This window comes from Bacillus cereus group sp. BfR-BA-01349, assembly GCF_022663795.1.
GTDB classification, from domain to species: Bacteria; Bacillota; Bacilli; order Bacillales; family Bacillaceae_G; genus Bacillus_A; species Bacillus_A cereus.
On record NZ_JAKUGE010000002.1, the window covers coordinates 209,411 to 229,048 of the forward strand.

Consider the following 19,638-nt stretch of genomic DNA (forward strand, 5'->3'; position numbering starts at 1 on the left):
GTTTGTACATATGTATGAGCTAAGAAAGAAAGATATTCGTGTGAAGAAAAAAGAAAGCACTTCGCATATGTGCGAAGTGCTCTTAACGGATTCCAAAGAAGTTTTTCACCTTTGCAAATACCGATATCTTTTCTTGTTCAAATGCTTGTAATGGTACATTCTCACCTAACAAGCGTCTTGCAATATTACGATAAGCCAACGCTGCTTTTCCGCTTGGTTGCAACGCCACAGGTTCACCTGTATTTGTAGCTCGAATAACTTCATCGTCATCCTCGACAACACCAAGAAGCTCGATTGACAATGTACGTACAATTTCATCAACATCTAACATATCCTGTTCATGAAGCATATGACTACGTACACGATTAATAACAAGTTTCGGTGGTTCAATATCCTCTTTTTCTAAAAGCCCAATAATACGATCCGCATCGCGCATTGAGGATACTTCTGGAGTCGTAACAACGATCGCTTTATCCGCACCAGCTACCGCATTTTTAAATCCCTGCTCAATCCCCGCAGGACAATCGATTAATATGTAATCATAATCTTGACGTAATACTTGTATTAATTCATCCATTTGTTCAGGTGTTACCGCTGATTTATCACTCGTTTGTGCTGCAGGTAATAAATAAAGATCATCAAAACGTTTGTCTTTAATAAGAGCCTGAGGTAAACGGCAACGCCCTTCAACGACATCAACAAGATCAAATACAATACGATTTTCCAGCCCCATTACTACGTCTAAATTTCGAAGACCGATATCTGTGTCAATTAAGCACACTTTCTTTCCAGATAACGCTAGGGCCGTACCAATGTTCGCAGATGTAGTAGTTTTACCTACTCCGCCTTTTCCAGATGTAATTACTATTGCCTCTCCCACAGCTATACAATTCCCCTTTCTAACTTTGTTAAATTAGGTCTAAGATGAGTGAGAAGTTGCAGGCGATCGACAACAATGTGATTGTTCTCATTAATATACGCACATTCTGCCGCCTCCGCTCCGTCTTCTTTCTCTTCCGGAGCCCGCATTGCCACATCACTAATTCGAAGTTGCATCGGGTTCATAACAGATGCAGCGATTACAGCATCCGAATCCCCATAATACCCAGCATGTGCAATTCCTCTTAATGATCCTACGACAAAAATATTCCCCCCAGCGATAACCGTTCCGCCTGGATTAACATCTCCAATTAACAACAAATTTCCTTTTACATGTAAAACTTGTCCAGAACGAACAATTTTGGAAATAGGGACAATTTCTGTTTCTTCTTTCCAAGCTATTGCTTCTGCTTTAGTGATAACATCACTTTCAATTGAATCCACAACAAGATTCTTTTTATTACGAATTAACGTACGAATCTCTTCTTGTTGGACTTCTGTTAAATAACGATTTCCTACTTTCACATGCACTTCAATTAAAGAGCGTCCATCACCATCGTAGTAATGTGTAGAAAGTTTTTCGTCTAATTCCACCAATAATTCTGAGAATGAACAACAATCATCTAAATGAAGCGTTATCCCATCTTTTGTCCCTTTTATCGTTACATTTTGTTGCTTTTTTTCTTCCACTAAAGTTCACCCCACCGATTCAATTCGACATAAAATTAGAAAATCCTTTTTTCTTTTTCTTCCATCGCTTTTGAAAGACGCACTATATATCGTCTCAGTGGGAAACAAACTATCAATAAGAAAATAGCATTTAACAATAAAGTAGAAAGGAGACGATCTGTGAAAAAGACATACGCTGGCATATGAGTACGTCCTAATAAAGTTAAGAATCCATACACATAATACTCTAGTGCTACAACACTAGCTAATATGATAGAAACAACAATAAATAAATTCAATTGTAGTACTTTCATCACACTATATACTAAATAAGCTAAAATCGGATAAGCAAAAATATATATCCCGACAAGTTCTGTGTATACGGTATCAAATAAGAAGCCAAATAATAGTCCGTAATAAATCCCTTGGACCGGACTATAATACACTGTAATAAAACATAAGACGATTATAAAGAAATGCGGTGCTGCTATGCTGTCTTTCCAAAACACATCCGTTGGAACAACAGTAGCAAACATATTTTCAAATAGAAACACAAAAAGGAGCAAAAGAGGAAGAGCTGCTCTTTTTAATATCTTCATCATCTCTTCTTCTCCTCCTATTCTAATGGCGCTGAAGGTGTTGCACGTTTAGCAACCGTAATATGCTCTACGTCATTTAAATCAGCGGCAGGTTTTACATAAGCTGTTTTTGTTAAGCCATATGCATCCGGCTGAACTTCAACGATTTTTCCAATTACAAGACCTTTCGGGAAAATATCACCCAGTCCAGATGTTACAACTAGTTGATCTTTATCTACCGGTGCATCAGAGCCAATCTTTGTGAAAAGAAGTAATTGCTTTTCTTTGTCATAACCTTCAATCAATCCAAAGATTTTCTCTTGCCCTTGTACAATAGCAGAAACGCGATTTGTTCGGCTCATAGAACTTAGTAATTCTACTGATGATGTAAACTGAGATACACTTTTCACTCTTCCAACTAACCCTTGTGAAGTTACTACAGCCATATCTTTTTTAATTCCTTGCTGTGCCCCTTTATCAATTCCAATTAAATCGTACCATTTATCTGGATTACGAGAAACAACAGTAGCTGGAATTTCAGTATACCCGCTATTTAACTCTTTTTTACCCGTTAGCTCTTGTAGCTTCTTGTTATCATCTTCTAATTGTTTTACTTTCCCTGATAGACCTGCATAATTATCTAATTTTGCTTTTAATTCTTTATTCTCTTCATACGTGCGCTTTACATCCTCTACATTTTCGAAGAATCCAGCTACGTATTTCGCTGGCTTTTGGAATACACGTTCTACAACACCGACAGTATCTTTAACAAACTGCTCTGGCCATGTTAAACTGTTCCGTTCTTTCAATGAGATTCCAATCAATGCCACGAGAAGAATAATACTAACCAACAAAACAATTAATCTTTTGTTTAAGAAAAACTGTGGCACGTTCACACCCTCTTAATTTCACTGATTTTTATTTTGCAATATTATCGAGCAGCAGTTTTGAAAAGATCGATATTGTCTAATGCTTTACCTGTTCCAATTGCTACGCAATCTAATGGATCTTCTGCAACAAGAACTGGCATTTTCGTTTCTTCACTAATTACTTTATCTAAATTACGTAGTAATGCCCCGCCACCTGTTAATACGATACCGCGGTCCATAATATCAGCCGCTAATTCAGGTGGAGTTTTTTCTAACGTATTTTTAACTGATTCTACAATCGCATCTACTGTATCTTTTAATGCATCTGCAATTTCTTCTGGCTGAATTAGTACTGTTTTTGGTAAACCACTTACTAAATCACGACCGCGAATTTCCATAGGCTCGATACCTTCTGGCTCGCCTGCAGAACCAATTTCTAATTTTAATGCTTCAGCTGTTCTTTCACCGATCATTAAGTTATAGCTTTTCTTAATGTACTGAATGATTGAATCGTCCATATCATCACCAGCAACACGGACTGACTGGCTTGTTACAATACCACCTAGAGAAATAATTGCAACTTCTGTTGTACCACCACCGATATCAACAACCATACTACCAGTTGGTTCCCAAACAGGTAAGTTTGCACCAATTGCTGCTGCAAATGGCTCTTCGATAGGATAAGCATCACGAGCACCCGCTTGACGAGTCGCATCGATTACTGCACGTCTTTCTACAGCTGTAATACCAGATGGTACACATACCATTACATACGGCTTACGTGAGAAGAAACCGTTTGATTTTTGAGCTTGTTGAATGTAATATTTCATCATTGTTGCAGTTGTTTCGTAATCAGCAATTACACCGTCTTTCATCGGGCGAAGTGCCACAACGTTCCCTGGTGTACGACCAATCATTTGTTTTGCGTCGCTACCTACAGCAACGATTTGTTTCGTATCAGTTTGTAACGCCACTACTGAAGGTTCACGTAAAACTACACCTTTTCCTTTTACATATACAAGCGTGTTCGCAGTTCCTAAGTCTATTCCAAGATCGCGAGTAAATCCACCAAATCCAAACATATTATTTATCTTCCTTTCTTGTTTTCACGGACTCATTTTTTCTTAATTTATATTATAAAAACAGTACGTTTTTTATATCTTTATCCTTTTTGTAGATAAATTTCTACAAAAAACTCATAAATCACATTATAAAACAAAATAAGTAAAAAGCATAGTCTTAAATATGACCTTTTTCCTTTAAACTCACGAATTTATGGTCACCTATTATAATATGATCAAGCACTTCAATTCCGATAATCTGGCCGCATTCTTTTATTATGAATAGTAAGTATATTTTTTTTTGAAGAATGGCAAGTTTAGTGCATTTTATTTGATTTTTTCTTTCATAAATTTAAAAATCACATTGAGAATTGGCGGCTTTTAAGGCTACTCTAACCACCTGTACTTAATTATATTAAAGATATATAATTAAGCCTCTAACTCTTCCGTTAACAACCTCCGCAAAATAAAAAATTACGAACAATAACTAGCACGCTATCCTCAATTAGAACTTCCGCATAAAATGATTCTCTTACTTTTCAAAAATATCATTCCCCTTAAACAATTTTTTTAACAGATTATACCATGAAAGAATCAATACAAATTTTGCAAGACATTAAGAATAGAGAAATTCCAATTGCTTATTATATGATTAGACTCTACTATGCAATCTTATGTTTGTTAGAATCTAATCGCCTGTTATAATAAACATTAGAAAGGGAGATGATTGATGCTTTCGATCCAGTTTGGAAATCAAACGATACCGTATACACTAACAAAAAGCAGCCGGCGCAAAACGTTATCTATTTCTGTTGACCAGCATGGAGTAACTGTTATATCTCCTTCCGATATAAATATGGAAAAAATTGAAACCACCTTACATAAAAAAGCTGTTTGGATTATCAAACAACTTTCTGATTTCAACGAGATACATACAAGCGTTTCACAGCGATCTTTTTTGTCTGGCGAAAAACTTCCTTATCTCGGCCGACAATATCGGCTTAAAGTCATTAAAACAAATATAAATGAACCCGCCTTTCACTTTTATCAAAGCCGATTTTTGGCAGAACTGCCAAAAGGGATTTCTGAAGATAAACATCGAGAAATTTTATATCCATTATTCGTAAATTGGGTTAAAAAACGAGCAAATAAATTTGCACAGGATCGCTTAAAACGATTCACCTTAAAACTTCAGAAGGAACCGCAAAAAATCATTATTAAAGATCAAGAACAACGATGGGGAAGCTGTACACCTACTGGTAACATCTTATTAAATTGGCGAATATTTTTAGCCCCTACGTCTGTGATTGACTATGTATTAGCCCATGAACTAGTTCATTTGAAGCATATGAACCATTCCAAAGAATATTGGGAGACTCTACGGATGCTACTCCCAGATTATGAACAACGAAAAGAATGGCTCAGAATTAATGGTAGAACCCTAAACGTATAAAAAATGATCAGAAACCATCCCTGGTTTCTGATCATTTTTTTATCCGTATTGCACTTCTGCTAAAGCTGTAAAATATCCCACCAGCATTGAAGCATCACTCATTGACATATTTTTCTTTAATAGCTTGACTTTTAAATCTGCATTTAAAGCTCGTTTAAAATCTTTTTTGTAGGTCCAATCCGGTATCCCAGTTACACGTTCATCTATAAATCGATGAATCTCCGTAGCAATTTCTTTTAACTCTTCTTTTTCTTTGTTTCCTTCAAATACTTCTACTAATTTATTAAAGTACGGTTCTTCCTCTGGCTTTAATCCACTCTTGGTTTGTCCTTCTACCTTGTTCAAAATCTCTTCTCTGGCAGAATAAAGTTTTTCTAAAAGTTCATAGACACTCATTTGTCGCTCTTTAAACTGTTCTAATAAATTCTCCACTTTTTTCTTAAGAGAAGTATAAAAAACTTCGTCTTCTTCCATCCGAACTGAGATCTCTCGTTTAATTGCATGTTCAATTTGCGCCGCCTTGGTTTCTGGTAACATATTTTGTTCAACTTCTTCTTTAAACGAAACATCTAAAATAGAAACTGGATCACGAACCTCAATTCCTTCGGATTGCAAATGTTTATATACTAGATCGCGTACTTTTTCCCCACAATTTGAAATATCGAGTCCGTCATCTATAAGAAAACGTGATTTAGCTAATTGACGAATTAAACCTAAATACTTTAAGTCATTAACAAATGGTTCAGCCTTAGGACTCGGCATCACTTTATCCATACTTTCAGCAAAGCGCTTGTAAGTCACTTCAAAATCAGAACGGATATCTTCATCAGCCAGACGAAGAATGCTTTCTTCACGCTGAGTTCTATTCAGCCCATCAAAAAATCGCATCGCAGAGCGATGTCGTTGTTCTAGACGCGGTAACTCTTCATCAATGGACTGAAGCGCACCTCTAACGTCATTTGAACTAAAAATATCAAGTGCCTCATCTAAAAAACGAGAAACACCAAAATAATCAACAATGAGACCGTAGGTTTTGTTGTCATCATAGCGGCGATTGGTTCTTGCAATTGCTTGAAGCAAGTTATGTTCCCGTATCGGTTTATCAAGATACATGACTTGTTCCACAGGAGCATCAAATCCTGTCAAAAGCTTATCACATACAATCAGCATTGCTAATTTATCTTCTGAAAAAGGCCTTTTAAATCGTTCAATTAAAGATTTTTCTTGTTCTTTTGTAATATGATAATCGCGAAGATCTTTTTCATCATTATGCCCAGCTGAATAAATAACAGCTGTTTCAAATTGACCAGCTGCATATTGATCAATGAGCGTCTTATATTTTGCAGCTGCCGTTCTAGAAACAGCGACCACTTGTGCCTTATATCCATTTACTAGAATATGAGATTCAAAGTGACGTACAATATCCAGTGCGATTTCGTCCATCCTTTCAGGTGCCGTTAAGATTAATGCTTCATTAACATGCTTTTGCTTAATTTTTTCACGTGTATCCTCATCATAGTCATAAAATACCCGATTAAACATTTCATCCAAAGAATCCCCTTTTATATGAACATTGGGCAAGCGAGATTCATAATAAATAGGAATCGTAGCTCCATCTTCCACAGCTTGTTCAATCGTATATTTATCAATATACGAACCAAATTTCCCTGTTGTAGAATGTGTCTTTTTATCAATTGGAGTTCCAGTAAAGCCAATAAAAGTCGCATTCGGTAAAGCTTTTCTCATGTTCATGGCTAATCCTTTATATTGAGACCGATGCGATTCATCCGTCATAATAATGATATTCTTTGCTTCTGAAAGGACTGGAAAAGAAAGTGTGCCTTCTTCCTTTTCATCTCCTTGGAATTTTTGAATCAAGGTCATCACTGTGGTTCCAGGCCCTTTTCCTAACTGAAGTTTCAAATCCGCTACTGAAGTAGCTTGTGTTGGATTAGGAAACCCACACTGCTGAAAAGTTTTTGTGATTTGCTCATCCAAATCCTGACGATCGGTCACAACTACAATCATTGGGTTTGCAAGATTTTTCACTCGACGTAATTTCATAGCTAAATATACCATGGTTAAAGATTTTCCAGATCCTTGCGTATGCCACACTACTCCACCTCGAAGAGAAGGGATATCCTCGTTGACAATTCGATCAATTGTCCTATTTACAGCGCGATATTGCTGATAACGGGCGAGCTTTTTCACATTTCCATCAAAGACAATGAAATTCCGCATTAAATCCATAATGGCTTCTCTTCGAAGCATACCGGCAACCAAGATATCTTGAGCCCTATTCTTACCTACTTCCTCCACGGTTAATGGGTAAGGATCTTTCCAGAGTGCATAATGTTGTGGTCTAGCCAAAATAGTCCCTACACGTGCCCGGTCACGACTTGTAACAATCAACATCTGATTGTACCAAAATAATTTTTCATTCGTCTCTTGATAGCGATCAAACTGACGAACTCCTTCTGGTAATTGCTGATCCCATTTCAATTTAGGGCTCTTACATTCCACCAATACAAGAGGAAGCCCATTGATATAAATAACAATATCCGGCCGAATCATTCCATTTGCATTGATATAGGAAATTTGGTTGACAACCAAAAAATCATTATTATAAATATTTTCAAAATCGAATAGACGTACCGTATGATTTTTTTCCCGCTACCCAAATCTTGAAGAATAGAAATCCCTTGACCAAATAACCAGTCAAATAAGGTTTTATTGGCATCCCATAAATCCTCAGATTGAAGAGTTACCAACTGTTTTACAACCTTTTCTATATTCACTTCGCTAATCCATTTATTTAACCTTCGAATTGCTTTTGCTAAATATCCTTCTAAAACAATACTACCTCTGCCATTACGTTCTGCGTCTAACTCTGAGCCTTTAATATATGTATAGCCATAGCTTTGTAATTGTTCAATAAAAGGTAATTCCACTTCCGTATATTCTAAAGGTTTCATTTTTTCTCCCCCATGTAATAAGGGAAACGGTTTACACCGTCACCCTAATTTCCCCAGTTAATAGTTTTTGTATTAAACCTTTTTTTAGTTCTTTATATTTTTCTTTTTCTTGTTGATAACTTGTAATTTGTTCATCCACAGATGAAAGAATTTCAACAATTTTTTGTTGTTCTTCTATTGGAGGCAAAGGTAAAGGATAGGATTTTAATGCTTCCATATCAATTCCTGTTTGTCCTGACGTTCTCTGTGATAACCTTTCAATTAAATTAAAAAGTTGTTCATTACAAATGATAATAATAAGCGTAATTTTTTTGCAATTTATTATTAGGAGTAGCCTTTATTAAGGCCACATTGTATGACCCCTTTATACCTCTTAAAATTTGAAAAATTGGTGGACCATATCTTCCTATCATAATATCTTCTTCTTCACAAAAACGTTTTGCCATTTCAATTGGAATGTAGGTTTTATATTTGTCCGTCTTATAATCCCTAATTTGAATAAGTCTAATATATCCTTCTTTTTTTTCATTTATAAAATATTTTCTAGGAGGTTGCTGACCACCCTCAAATTTTATTAGTTCACCAACAGTCTTAGCTTCCCACTCAACTGGAATACTCCCGAACTTCGGCTTCTTAAATTCAGTATGTCCAATCCCTTTGTTCAGCAATTGCTGCATCAAGCCTTTTTTAAGTTCTTTCGTTTTAACAATCTTTTGATCAGTGATCTCAATTTGCTCATCTACGTTAGAAAGAATTTCAGCAATTTTTTGCTGTTCCTCTAAAGAGGGCAGTGCCACTCTAGTCTCTGATAATGTTTTAAATGCAATGGACCGGCGACGATCGACTCCCCCCTGACCAATAAGCTGATATATATTCATCATGCGATGTGATTTTAATAGTGAAAATAAAAAGGAAAAATCTACTCTTTCCGAGTTCGCCCTAAACACTGTATACATAGGGCTTACAATTCCAATTTCAAAATTACTTAATCCAATAGAGCCTTCATCGAGGTGAACAGTTGCATATGCAAAGTCCCCTTTACGTACCATTTTATAATTTGATGTATTCCTGGAAGCAACTGTTTTATTAAAATACTCACTTGCCGCAACAATCCCATCATATTTTGTAACAGACAGCACTTTTAGCTCTTTCTCACCAGCTCTCTCTGATTTTTCCGAGGCAATTTCTCCTATACTAACGATTTCCCAGTTCACTGGGATTTCGCCTAGCTCCGTCATCTTATATCCTTCTCGAATAGACTTAATTTCTGCTACCATCACACTTCACCAATTCCAATTTCTTTTAAGTACTTATTTAACTTTATCTTAATGTTGACTTGCTTCTCTTCCAACTCTTTAATATCTTTAAGTACAGCTGATAAATCCACTTGCTCCTCATCTTCTGATTTATCAACATAACGAGTAATATTCAAGTTATAATCATTGTCTTTAATTTCAATTAAAGATACTTCACGTGCATATTTCTCAACATCTGTATATGCGTCAAAGGTAGTAACAACTTTTTGAATATCCTCCTCACGCAATGTATTCTGGCTTTTCCCTTCTTGAAAATCACCTTCAGCAGCAATAAATAATACCTTTTCTTTACGTTCTTTAGGTTTATTTCGGTTGAAAATTAATATACAAGCTGGAATGCCAGTACCATAAAAGAGATTAGAAGGAAGACCTACAACCGCTTCTAATAAATCTGCTTCCAGCAATCCTTGACGAATCTTTCCTTCAGCTCCACCACGGAATAAAACACCATGTGGCATAACAACACCCGCAACACCATTTGATTTTAGTGAAGCAACCATATGTTGAATAAAGGCATAATCCCCAGCATTTTTCGAAGGTATCCCGTATTGAAAACGACCATATGGATCATACTCAGCTTCTTCACGCCCCCATTCCTTCAAAGAAAATGGAGGATTTGCAATCACTCGATCAAATAACATAATTTCTCCATCTTCAATTAGTTTCGGATGACGGATAGTATCACCTTTTTCAATCCGGTGATCTGGTAAACCATGGAGCAATAAATTCATTTTAGCAATAGACCAAGTCCCAAGATTCTTTTCCTGGCCATATAAGGATAAAGATTGAGGATTGCCCCCATGCTCTTTTACATAATCTATAGATTGAATCAGCATACCTCCAGATCCGCAAGTAGGATCATAAACACGCATACCCTCTTCTGGTTTAATTAATTTAACTATTAACTCAACCACTTTAGTAGGAGTATAGAATTCACCACCCTTTTTACCTGCATCGTCCGCAAACATTTTAATTAAATACTCATAGGCACGCCCCAACATATCAGGTTCGGATAAATTTTTATTAGTTAGATCTAATAAAGAGAAATGTTGCAACAATCGTTGCAATACGCTATCTGTCAAAATTTCTTTACGGTTAAAATCAATAGGTGTTAATACCCCTTCAAGCGTTGCATTTTCATTTTCAAGTGATTCAAAAGCCACATTAATGGCAGAGCCAATATCTTCTGCACACTTACGAATTTCTTCCCGCTGTGCCTTTTTTGGTACAAAAAATTGGTATTGTTCTGGATCATCAGCAAGTACCGTGCCGATTTCTTTTCCGTGCTCTTGAACAAGATTACTTCTTTGCTCTGCAAAGGTATCGCTTAAACGCTTTAAAAACAGTAAACCAAATATGTAATTTTTATAGTCACTGGAATCAACAGATCCCCGAAGGATATCTGCTGATTTCCACAGATGTGATTCAAGTTCTTGTAAGGTTAATTTACTCAAGATGACTTCGCTCCTCAGCATATCTATTTTCTTATACAATTCTATTGTAATAAAAATCCCTTTAAAATAGTAAGTTTTTTAGTGAATATTATTTTCCCCCTATTAAATACGAAGAAGCTTTTAGCAAGTTTCAAATTTAATTTGCAATAAACACTTAAACGTTCTTTCAAATAATCAATTTCATCTCAACTTAACTCATTTTATAAATAAATCAATAATTTCCATTAACAGACTTATAGTCTTTCGTACCTCTGCACTTCGTTTTTCAATAAATCTTCTATCAAGACTTGGTTCTTTTGTACTTTTATTTGATAAGCTTTTATTAGTTTTTTTAATTCTTGTATTTCTTCTTGTAGTTCTTCAATTGTATGATTCTTTAGCTCTTCTAATGAAGAAAGTCCGCTTTCTCTTAATAAATTCATATTCTCATCTTCTATCGCTTCAAGTAATTTTCTAAACCACTCATCTAAGTAATTCTTTCGACTTTCGCTATATAAACTTCTAGTTGTAACGTTCAAAGAAGCTGATATCTTATTCAATATTGTAGTTTTATTTAACTTTTCATCCAAATATGCACCATTTTTCGCCCTACGTAAAATTGTCCTCTTTACACTTGCCGCCGCCTTTGATAAAGAATCCTGCTCAAATTTTACTTTGGCCATTAATATCACCCTTTTCCAAAAACATATCCATTTGTGCAACAGTAGGATTAGGAAATTGTTTATAATATCTTTTTATATATTTTTTTGCTACTCCATATAATTCTTTTTCTATATTATTTACATCGTTAGCATCAACTGAATCAAATTTAACAAATAATTTCCCGAAAGCCTCATCAAGGTCTGTTTTTATACCATCAATTTTATGAGGCAATACTCTTTTTTCAACCAAATCTTTTGCCTGTTTTAATAAAGATTCATTATGATGAAGAAATACAATCCAACGTACTATTTCAGATTTATGATTTAACAGCGTGTCTTTTTCTGGACTATATTTATCACATTTATAACATTTTAATGAGGTGTGAAAACAAGTTACTCTTGTATGTGCCTTACAGTTATGTGTCCTCAATGGGTATCCAGATATCATTTCACTGCTTTTGTGTAATTTATTATTAGAAAAATCTATATCTCCTACTTCTCGAAAGATTTTTTCAATAAATTTTTTTGCGATTTTTTCATCTTCTAGGTTATCAATTATCATCGAGGTTTGTCCCAATACCTCTTCAGCATCAATTGTATGATAATCCTTAACTACATTTGAATTAAAATCTAGCTTTATTCCATATAATCCTGTTTGAGCTATTTCACTATACTTTTGTAAAGTCTCATTTCCCATTGTTAAAGTATATGTAAATTGCGATTTAAGATTTTCTTGTCCCAATCTATCTGCTATTTCTACTTCATTATATCCCTTCAGCTTCATATAGGTCGCACACATTCTTCTCATATCATGGGTAGAAAAAAACCTTCCCCCAGGTGGACTATCTCCCCAAATCTTTTTTTGCAAGTCACTCAGATAGTATTTAAGACTCTCCCTTGAATAAGGAGCTAAATTTGTATGATCCGCCAATAACCTATATGTATTTAGATCATCCCCAAACAAATAAAATTTTGAATCTATATCAATGGGTAAAATTGGAGAAAGTTCCTGTAATTGATGAATCCATCTTTGTCCCTCTTTTGATAATGAAACTCTGCTTGGTTTACCACTTTTAGTTTTATGAAACTCTATAAAAACATCATTGTATTTATTTTTTATTAAACAATTCTTTTTCAGCACCGCTACCTCATGAATTCTTTTTCCTGTTTCCAGCTGAATTAAACACACTCTTCTATTTCTAAAGTTTAATAAATCATTATCCTTATGATATGGTGATTGATCATCTAGTAGTACTTCTATCAATTTTGTTGCTTGTATAAAATCTATATGCTTTCCATATCTCGTATTCTTCTTTCCTATCCTTGTTGTTGGGATAACTGTGGAGATGTTTACAGCTAATTTATTTTCATTAAAATAGTATTCAAGCCAACTCTTTGTAGAGCTGCTGTATTGTTTTAAGGTTGTTTTTTTGTAATTTTCAGTTATCAAATAGAACACTTCAAATAATTTCCCTTTTAATACATCATCTATCGTTAAACAATTGCATTTACTTAAATAAGTACATAAAGAAGAAAGTGATCTAGAGTGATTTTTAAAAGTACTTGTAGTAATCTTTGCCAGAGTTTTTCTTTGTAAACGCCCTTCTGAATCTTTGTTTTCAACAATGAGTTGTCCTTTAGTACGCCGGTATAAGACATTAAAAACATATTCTTTAAATATCTTTGCTAATTCTATCGGATACATATCGAGGGTTTGATTCCAACGCTTCTTCTCTAATTCCAACACCGTCTGTTTTACCCTTATTTTAATTGGTTCATTTATCAAGGAATTCGACTCGTTTAACAATGCATAACTTAAAAAGATACAAGCATTTCTATACAAAGACCGAGTTGTGCTACCAACTTCTAATTTATCTAGCACGTTCAATAATGTTTCATTCGTAAGTGGTTCAAGACCAACTCCCTGTACTAAACCATAACCCGCTAACCACAATCGTAAAACCAATGATTCCAGTACGTCTTTTATCTTTTCAAATATTTTATTATCTTCACCGTGATGCTTAAACCAATTTTGATAATGTTGACTTAAAAGTTTATTGAGAATATGAAAGTTAGGCATTATTTCAATTGGATACTTGAATCTTCTTATAGTTTTTTTCATATCAAAAATTTCTTCAAGTGAAAATCGATATCTTTGAAAAAAAGCCAACATTCTCAGATATCTTATTCTCTTCTGTTTTACGTAGGATGGTATGCTAGCATTATGTAAGAGTTCATTAACAGGGATGGTTCTACATTTTCTGAACTCCATATTCACATTTTTGAACAACGCTTTTAATTCAACATCATTAAAATGATCGTTTGTATACATCCTAATTGACGTATTATTTATGAGAACTCGATCTGTTAAATTACCCTGAACAATTATTTCAGACATCCTTAAGCACCTCCTTGATGTCTTTCCCCAATAGGGTATTTTGAACCATTTGCCATATTTTTTCTGGTTTAAGGCCTAAGTCCATAATCCTTTTCTGAATCAAAGCGATTTTTTTTATGGAGTCTGTTGCTATAGGATTATTGTATTTAAAGTCTCTACTCTCATTTATTAATTTTTTATGCTCAATAATATGCTTTGCTAACTTATCAATCGCTTCCTCAATCTCCTCTTTCCTTAATAAAAAGTGTTCACAGCTCCAACAACGATAGAAATTATCACAACTCTCTTCTGTCATACACCAACCCATATCTCGTTTTCTACCAAACTGTTTTAAAAATAAATTTACTTCCATCTGTGTTGACAGCGCATTTAACATTTCATAATTAGTTAACTCTTCATTAAATAGAATGTCTATAAGACTAAGATAAAATTTCCCTGATAACTCTTTCTTTTCATATCCATCTAAAATAGAATATAGAAGGGTATTTTTTGAAACTTTACTTCTCAAATATAATTTTGTCATGGTGACATCATGATGACCCAGAATGTACTGAACAGCTTTTATATCACGAGTTTTCACCATAACTGTTGTTGCTATGTAATGTCTAAATCCATGCGATCCAATTTCAAACTTTTCATTTCCTTCATTTATATAACTTTCAATTTCAGGAATATTAAGTAAAATCTTTTCGTGTAGGAACGTTCTAATTAAATACCCTGAAAGAATGAAAGGTGCTTTCCCAAGTTGAAATAAATGAACGTATTTAAGTCTATTTCTGGGATTTTCTATTGGTAAAAACCCGCTTCCTTCAATTCTCTTTTGCAACCGTAATACTGCTTCTATGCCAATTCGATCAAATATGGGAAATTCACCGTAAACATTTCCACCTTTATCCTCATATTCTGAGGTTAAGCCATATAAAGTATTATTGTTTAGCATTGGATTTATACAATCAACAGAGAGATTTCTAATAAATTCAAACCTCGTTGGACAACTACCTGCGATCAACCAAAATTCTTTACACAATTCTTCTATTTCGCTTTGTGGCTCAAAATTAAACACTATATTCATAATCTTTTTTTCTAAACCTTCAATTGGAAAAGCTTTACCGTCTCCTTCAATTAATTCCTTTTCCCATGTTTTACTTAGATTCTTAAATAACTGTTTTGGAAATTCAACTTTTGTAGGAAAACACTCATAAATTAATGTACCCCACTCAAGAAACAACCTTATATTAGATAAAATTTTCATTCTGTACGAAACACCAAAACCTTTCAATTCCATACTTTGATTGATCATAGAAAAATCTTTATTTCTAAAATTTAACAATGATATATTATTCATTTCTAAGTATTCAAATAACCATTTTAACTTTGCAAATTTCTCATAAACTGTTTTCGGTTTAAGACCTGAAGCAATTAAATATTTATAATAATCCTCCAAAACGCATTTGTATTCGGTATAATTATTCTTTAATTTTTGAAAAATTGTTAGAGATGGTCTTTTAATACTAAATACACGATTAGAATATTCCAATTGGAGTCTAATATTTTGAATCCCTATTCTGCTTACAAGACCATTTTTATTCAAGCAATAAACCCAATGTAGATCCTCTCTATCAAAGTCCTCGTCTGTCATTTCACTAAACGGTTTATTTATAAAGAAACAATATACTGAAGCAAAGGATATATATGCAATTGCTACTGTCCACTCATATAATTCCTTAATTTTTTCTATTTCTTTTTTTGTTAATAAGCCGTATGCAAGAGCATATCTTGTAAATGTACCACCTACCTTACTAAATCTACCTCCAAAAAAATATTCCTTCAGATCCAAGGAGTATTTAGGATTCGTAAATATCCCTTGATGGTATGACCAAGGAATTAAATAATGAATATCCTTATATCTCCTTTTTTCGATTGTTTGTTTTTTATATAAAGGTGTATTCAGCCAGTTTTCACCATTAATAAATACCTTTTTCAACTCAATAAGAATTAGTTTAAGAGCGGGTTTCAGTTCTTTACTTTTCTCATCACTCACAAGTAAATGATCCACCTCTACCCATTCAATGCTCATTTAATCTCCTCCTCCTTAGTGACGCCAATTAATTGGTATAAAAGTTCAACCTAATTCTTCCGAAAAACATCAACCATATCTTCTACAATGCTTATGTCATCGTCATTTTCTTGAGGTAGATAGTGTAAGTATACTTTTTTTGTTGTTTTCTCATTTCTATGCCCTAGCCATACACTAACATCATAAATTGATATCTTCTTATATCTAATTAAATACGTTGCAAAAAAATGTCTAAAAGTATGCGGGGAATACTTTGAAAAAAATTCTTCGTGTCCTGAATTTTTCTTAATACTATTATATTTGGAATAAATAGTTCCACCAGTTATTGGTTTTCCTTTAGAATTGTTTGAAGTCGAGAAGAAAAGAAAATCATGTTTATGTCTAGTCTCATTTAAAGTTATTTGTCTAAGAATTATGTGTTCCAAAAGAACAGAACAGAAATCTTCCTGTGAAAACATTAAGGGAATTCTACGATTAATACTTTTATGTTGTGATTGAAAGTTACTAGCTTCTCTTCGAATAATGTGACATACCCATTTTTTTAGTTTTATGTCATACTCAATATCCCCTCTCAAATTCTCTTTCAACCATTTTTTAGCTACATTAACATCCCATAAATATAGATCTTGCGGAATATTTCTTGAATTAATCATTAAATTACATGCCTCAGCTCTTCTTAAACCAAAAAACATTAAAATATTAAACATTAACTTGGCGACCTTATCGTTTTCGGGGATACTATTCATAAAAAGATTTATTTCATGAAGCGAAAATATTTCCTCTGAAAGTGGTTTTATTCGTTCAATTGAAAATCTATTAACGTTTATCCCAGCTTCTTGCATAATTGAATTCACATCATACGTTACATACTCTTTTTTTGTTTTTAGAGTCCCTGTTAAAATATTAGACGCTCTTGATAATTTTGTAGGTAATACGTCAATTTGTAATCCTTTGTATTTGTATGTAAAATCTCGAAGAAATTCTAAATATGCTAAAACTGTGTATATACTACTTTGAATTGTATGAATTTTAAAATCCTCAAACAACTCATTCTCCATAAACCCTTCATTGTTATATCTAATAGATGATAATTTTTTAAAATTGAGTGCCTTTTGATGAAGTGGCACTTTATCGATTATAGCCCATTGAATTGAAGCTTTATTTGCTCTTTGATTTTTTAATACTCGAAGGTAGGAAACAAAAGATACTATTATCACAAATAAGTCAATTTCTAAAAGGTTTATTTTCCAAAACATTAGAAAATCAAGAAACTTTTTTAAATCATGGGCTGACCTATTCACAGTGTTAATTGGCACATTATAATACTTTAATTTAATTAAAAAACATGTAGTTTCTTTATGAATATCGTGATCGGGTGTGCTGATATGAATGATATTCTCTTTACTGTTAAATTCAACATAATGCATACCGTCTATATCTAAATGTTTATAGTACTCAATAAACCCCAGTAATCTATCATTATCGTCTAATACATTAATCAATTGATTTAATTTAATATATCCCATTTATAGTTTCATTCCTTTTATTTTTCTAACTAGTTACAAAAAAGTACTTTAAGAGCATATTTTTCTACCGTTAAATCTATTTCCTCCCTTCACCAAAAACTAACTTCAAAAAATTCACTTCATTAACCCCAAATATATTTACTACAACAAACAACTACATTTTAGCGTTGTCATAGTAGGGGCTACTAAAAGTTTTATTGAATCTCACTCACATTAATACTATATTATTTATTTAACCAATATTTAGATTAAAAAACAATCTTTTTCAGAATTATCAAATAATTTTTTTGAAGCATTTAATATTAATTTTTCTGTCATACCAATGTTAATTAAATATGCTCACCCTAGTATTCATAACTACTAAGCGTTTGGTTACTTCAATATCTTCACGGCTCGGCGTGGGATCTCCTGAGGGATGGTTATGAAGACATATGATAGAGGCTGCTGCATGACGGAAGGCTTCTTTAAAAACTTCCCTCGGGTGTACAATTGACGTGTTTAAACTTCCAATAAAGATCGTTTGCCTATGTATAACTTGATTTTTTGTATTTAAATATAAACAAACAAAATGCTCTTGTTGTAAAAAACGCATTTCTTCCATCATGTATTTCGCACAATCTTCTGGACTTCGAATACTATATCTATTTTGATATTCTAAACGTACCATTCTTCTGCCTAGTTCAAAGGCTGCCATAAGTTGCGATGCCTTTGAAATCCCAATACCATGTATACTAATTAGCTCTTCTAATGTTGCATCTTTCAACATACGTAAGCCATCAAATTGGTGTAAAATTTTATCTGACAACTTTAAAACTGTTTCTTCTTTAGAACCTGTTCTGAGTAACACTGCGAGAAGCTCTCGATTTGATAAACTTCCAGCACCTTCTAACAATAAACGCTCCCGTGGCTGTTCTTCTCTTACAACATCACGAATACCGTTCATCTCTCCACCCCTTTATTTGTTCTCTCAAAGAAAACCCCATGCAATTTTACGCATGGGTTACATCAATATCAAATTGTTTTAATTCCCGAACGAGACGTGCAATTGGTAAGCCAACTACACTATAGTAGTCCCCTTGAATATTTTGAACGAAAATAGATCCTTTACCTTGAATCCCATAACTACCGGCTTTATCAAGAGGTTCTTTCGACGCGACGTATGTATCAATTTCCTCTTCTGTTAACTCCCAAAATGTAACTTCTGTACGCTCATAAAAAGTAACCGTTTTTTCTTTTGCTATAATCGCAACACCTGTATACACTTCATGTGTTTTCCCTGATAGTAATTGTAACATCTCTTTCGCCTCATCCTCATTAGAAGGCTTACCAAGAATACGCGACTCATATGTAACAATTGTATCTGCACCTAACACAATGTAATCACTATTATTTTCTGCCACCGCTGATGCTTTTTGCAAGGCAAGCGACATTACAATATCAGAAGGCGATGAATATGCACCAATTGTTTCCTCTACTTCACTTACAACGATTTCAAATGGCACACTAGCTAACTCAAGTAATTCCTTCCTCCGAGGTGATCCTGAAGCTAAAATTATTTTTCTCATATTTTCTCCTTCCTTTCTCACATGAAGCAGAACAATTTATATTAATCGTATCAAAGGAATAGTTTGCCCACAAATGAAAGAAATATTAATTTCTCTAACTAAAATAAAACTTCTTTATTGCATACGATTATATTCCCGTCATAGAGAAAGCACTTTGCTCTAAATTCAAAAGAAAAG

General features: G+C 33.8%; 17 protein-coding genes and 1 pseudogene. 1 reads left to right on the top strand and 17 read right to left on the bottom strand.

Annotated features, from left to right (window positions below; all coding sequences use genetic code 11):
- Window positions 1-82: 82 nt before the first annotated feature.
- The 6 genes and pseudogenes from minD to MR169_RS02410 all read right to left on the bottom strand — a co-directional run.
- Window positions 83-880 carry a septum site-determining protein MinD gene (gene minD / locus MR169_RS02385; protein ID WP_097920301.1) on the bottom strand — a complete coding sequence of 266 codons (798 nt, stop codon included), beginning with the start codon at window positions 878-880 and terminating at the stop codon, window positions 83-85.
- A gap of 2 nt (window positions 881-882) precedes the next feature.
- A complete protein-coding gene (gene minC, locus MR169_RS02390; protein WP_000391525.1) occupies window positions 883-1,569 on the bottom strand; it encodes a septum site-determining protein MinC in 687 nt (228 codons plus the stop codon).
- A 35-nt stretch (window positions 1,570-1,604) separates the two neighbouring features.
- Window positions 1,605-2,150, bottom strand: coding sequence for a rod shape-determining protein MreD (mreD, locus tag MR169_RS02395; RefSeq protein ID WP_000975766.1), 546 nt, complete (start codon window positions 2,148-2,150; stop codon window positions 1,605-1,607).
- A 14-nt stretch (window positions 2,151-2,164) separates the two neighbouring features.
- The gene (gene mreC, locus MR169_RS02400; RefSeq protein ID WP_001135486.1) at window positions 2,165-3,016 is read right to left on the bottom strand and encodes a rod shape-determining protein MreC; all 852 of its coding nucleotides are present in this window, start codon (window positions 3,014-3,016) and stop codon (window positions 2,165-2,167) included.
- A gap of 41 nt (window positions 3,017-3,057) precedes the next feature.
- The gene (gene mreB, locus MR169_RS02405) at window positions 3,058-4,077 is read right to left on the bottom strand and encodes a cell shape-determining protein MreB (RefSeq protein WP_000466736.1); all 1,020 of its coding nucleotides are present in this window, start codon (window positions 4,075-4,077) and stop codon (window positions 3,058-3,060) included.
- A 157-nt stretch (window positions 4,078-4,234) separates the two neighbouring features.
- Window positions 4,235-4,327 (bottom strand): annotated as a pseudogene (locus MR169_RS02410) (JAB domain-containing protein); the annotation flags it as partial.
- A gap of 459 nt (window positions 4,328-4,786) precedes the next feature.
- On the opposite strand from MR169_RS02410, the gene MR169_RS02415 reads away from it, so the two are divergent.
- Window positions 4,787-5,509: a M48 family metallopeptidase gene (locus tag MR169_RS02415; protein WP_242318830.1), complete on the top strand. Its 723-nt coding sequence runs from the start codon at window positions 4,787-4,789 to the stop codon at window positions 5,507-5,509.
- Between the two features lie 39 nt (window positions 5,510-5,548).
- Here MR169_RS02415 and MR169_RS02420 read toward each other — a convergent pair whose 3' ends face one another.
- The 11 genes from MR169_RS02420 to MR169_RS02470 form a co-directional block, all read right to left on the bottom strand.
- The gene (locus tag MR169_RS02420) at window positions 5,549-8,122 is read right to left on the bottom strand and encodes a type I restriction endonuclease subunit R (protein ID WP_242318831.1); all 2,574 of its coding nucleotides are present in this window, start codon (window positions 8,120-8,122) and stop codon (window positions 5,549-5,551) included.
- Window positions 8,080-8,484 carry a hypothetical protein gene (locus MR169_RS02425; RefSeq protein ID WP_242318832.1) on the bottom strand — a complete coding sequence of 135 codons (405 nt, stop codon included), beginning with the start codon at window positions 8,482-8,484 and terminating at the stop codon, window positions 8,080-8,082. Before MR169_RS02425 ends, MR169_RS02420 begins: the two co-directional genes overlap by 43 nt.
- A 31-nt stretch (window positions 8,485-8,515) precedes the next feature.
- A complete protein-coding gene (locus tag MR169_RS02430; RefSeq protein ID WP_347408016.1) occupies window positions 8,516-8,809 on the bottom strand; it encodes a restriction endonuclease subunit S in 294 nt (97 codons plus the stop codon).
- A complete protein-coding gene (locus tag MR169_RS02435; RefSeq protein ID WP_242318834.1) occupies window positions 8,766-9,761 on the bottom strand; it encodes a restriction endonuclease subunit S in 996 nt (331 codons plus the stop codon). The genes MR169_RS02430 and MR169_RS02435 overlap by 44 nt, the downstream gene beginning before the upstream one ends.
- Window positions 9,761-11,254, bottom strand: a complete 1,494-nt coding sequence (locus MR169_RS02440; RefSeq protein WP_242318835.1) for a type I restriction-modification system subunit M — start codon at window positions 11,252-11,254, stop codon at window positions 9,761-9,763. The genes MR169_RS02435 and MR169_RS02440 overlap by 1 nt, the downstream gene beginning before the upstream one ends.
- Window positions 11,255-11,487: 233 nt before the next feature.
- Window positions 11,488-11,916 carry a hypothetical protein gene (locus MR169_RS02445; RefSeq protein WP_242318836.1) on the bottom strand — a complete coding sequence of 143 codons (429 nt, stop codon included), beginning with the start codon at window positions 11,914-11,916 and terminating at the stop codon, window positions 11,488-11,490.
- Entirely contained in the window at window positions 11,897-14,293 is a 2,397-nt protein-coding gene (locus MR169_RS02450; RefSeq protein WP_242318837.1) for a tyrosine-type recombinase/integrase, read from the bottom strand. Before MR169_RS02450 ends, MR169_RS02445 begins: the two co-directional genes overlap by 20 nt.
- Window positions 14,286-16,370, bottom strand: a complete 2,085-nt coding sequence (locus MR169_RS02455) for a tyrosine-type recombinase/integrase (RefSeq protein WP_242318838.1) — start codon at window positions 16,368-16,370, stop codon at window positions 14,286-14,288. The genes MR169_RS02450 and MR169_RS02455 overlap by 8 nt, the downstream gene beginning before the upstream one ends.
- A gap of 50 nt (window positions 16,371-16,420) precedes the next feature.
- The gene (locus tag MR169_RS02460) at window positions 16,421-17,896 is read right to left on the bottom strand and encodes a tyrosine-type recombinase/integrase (RefSeq protein ID WP_242318839.1); all 1,476 of its coding nucleotides are present in this window, start codon (window positions 17,894-17,896) and stop codon (window positions 16,421-16,423) included.
- Window positions 17,897-18,221: 325 nt separating this feature from the next.
- Complete coding sequence (gene radC, locus MR169_RS02465) at window positions 18,222-18,839, bottom strand: RadC family protein (protein ID WP_242318840.1); 618 nt, start codon at window positions 18,837-18,839, stop codon at window positions 18,222-18,224.
- A 46-nt stretch (window positions 18,840-18,885) separates the two neighbouring features.
- Window positions 18,886-19,461, bottom strand: a complete 576-nt coding sequence (locus MR169_RS02470) for a Maf family protein (protein WP_001226294.1) — start codon at window positions 19,459-19,461, stop codon at window positions 18,886-18,888.
- Between the last annotated feature and the right edge of the window lie 177 nt (window positions 19,462-19,638).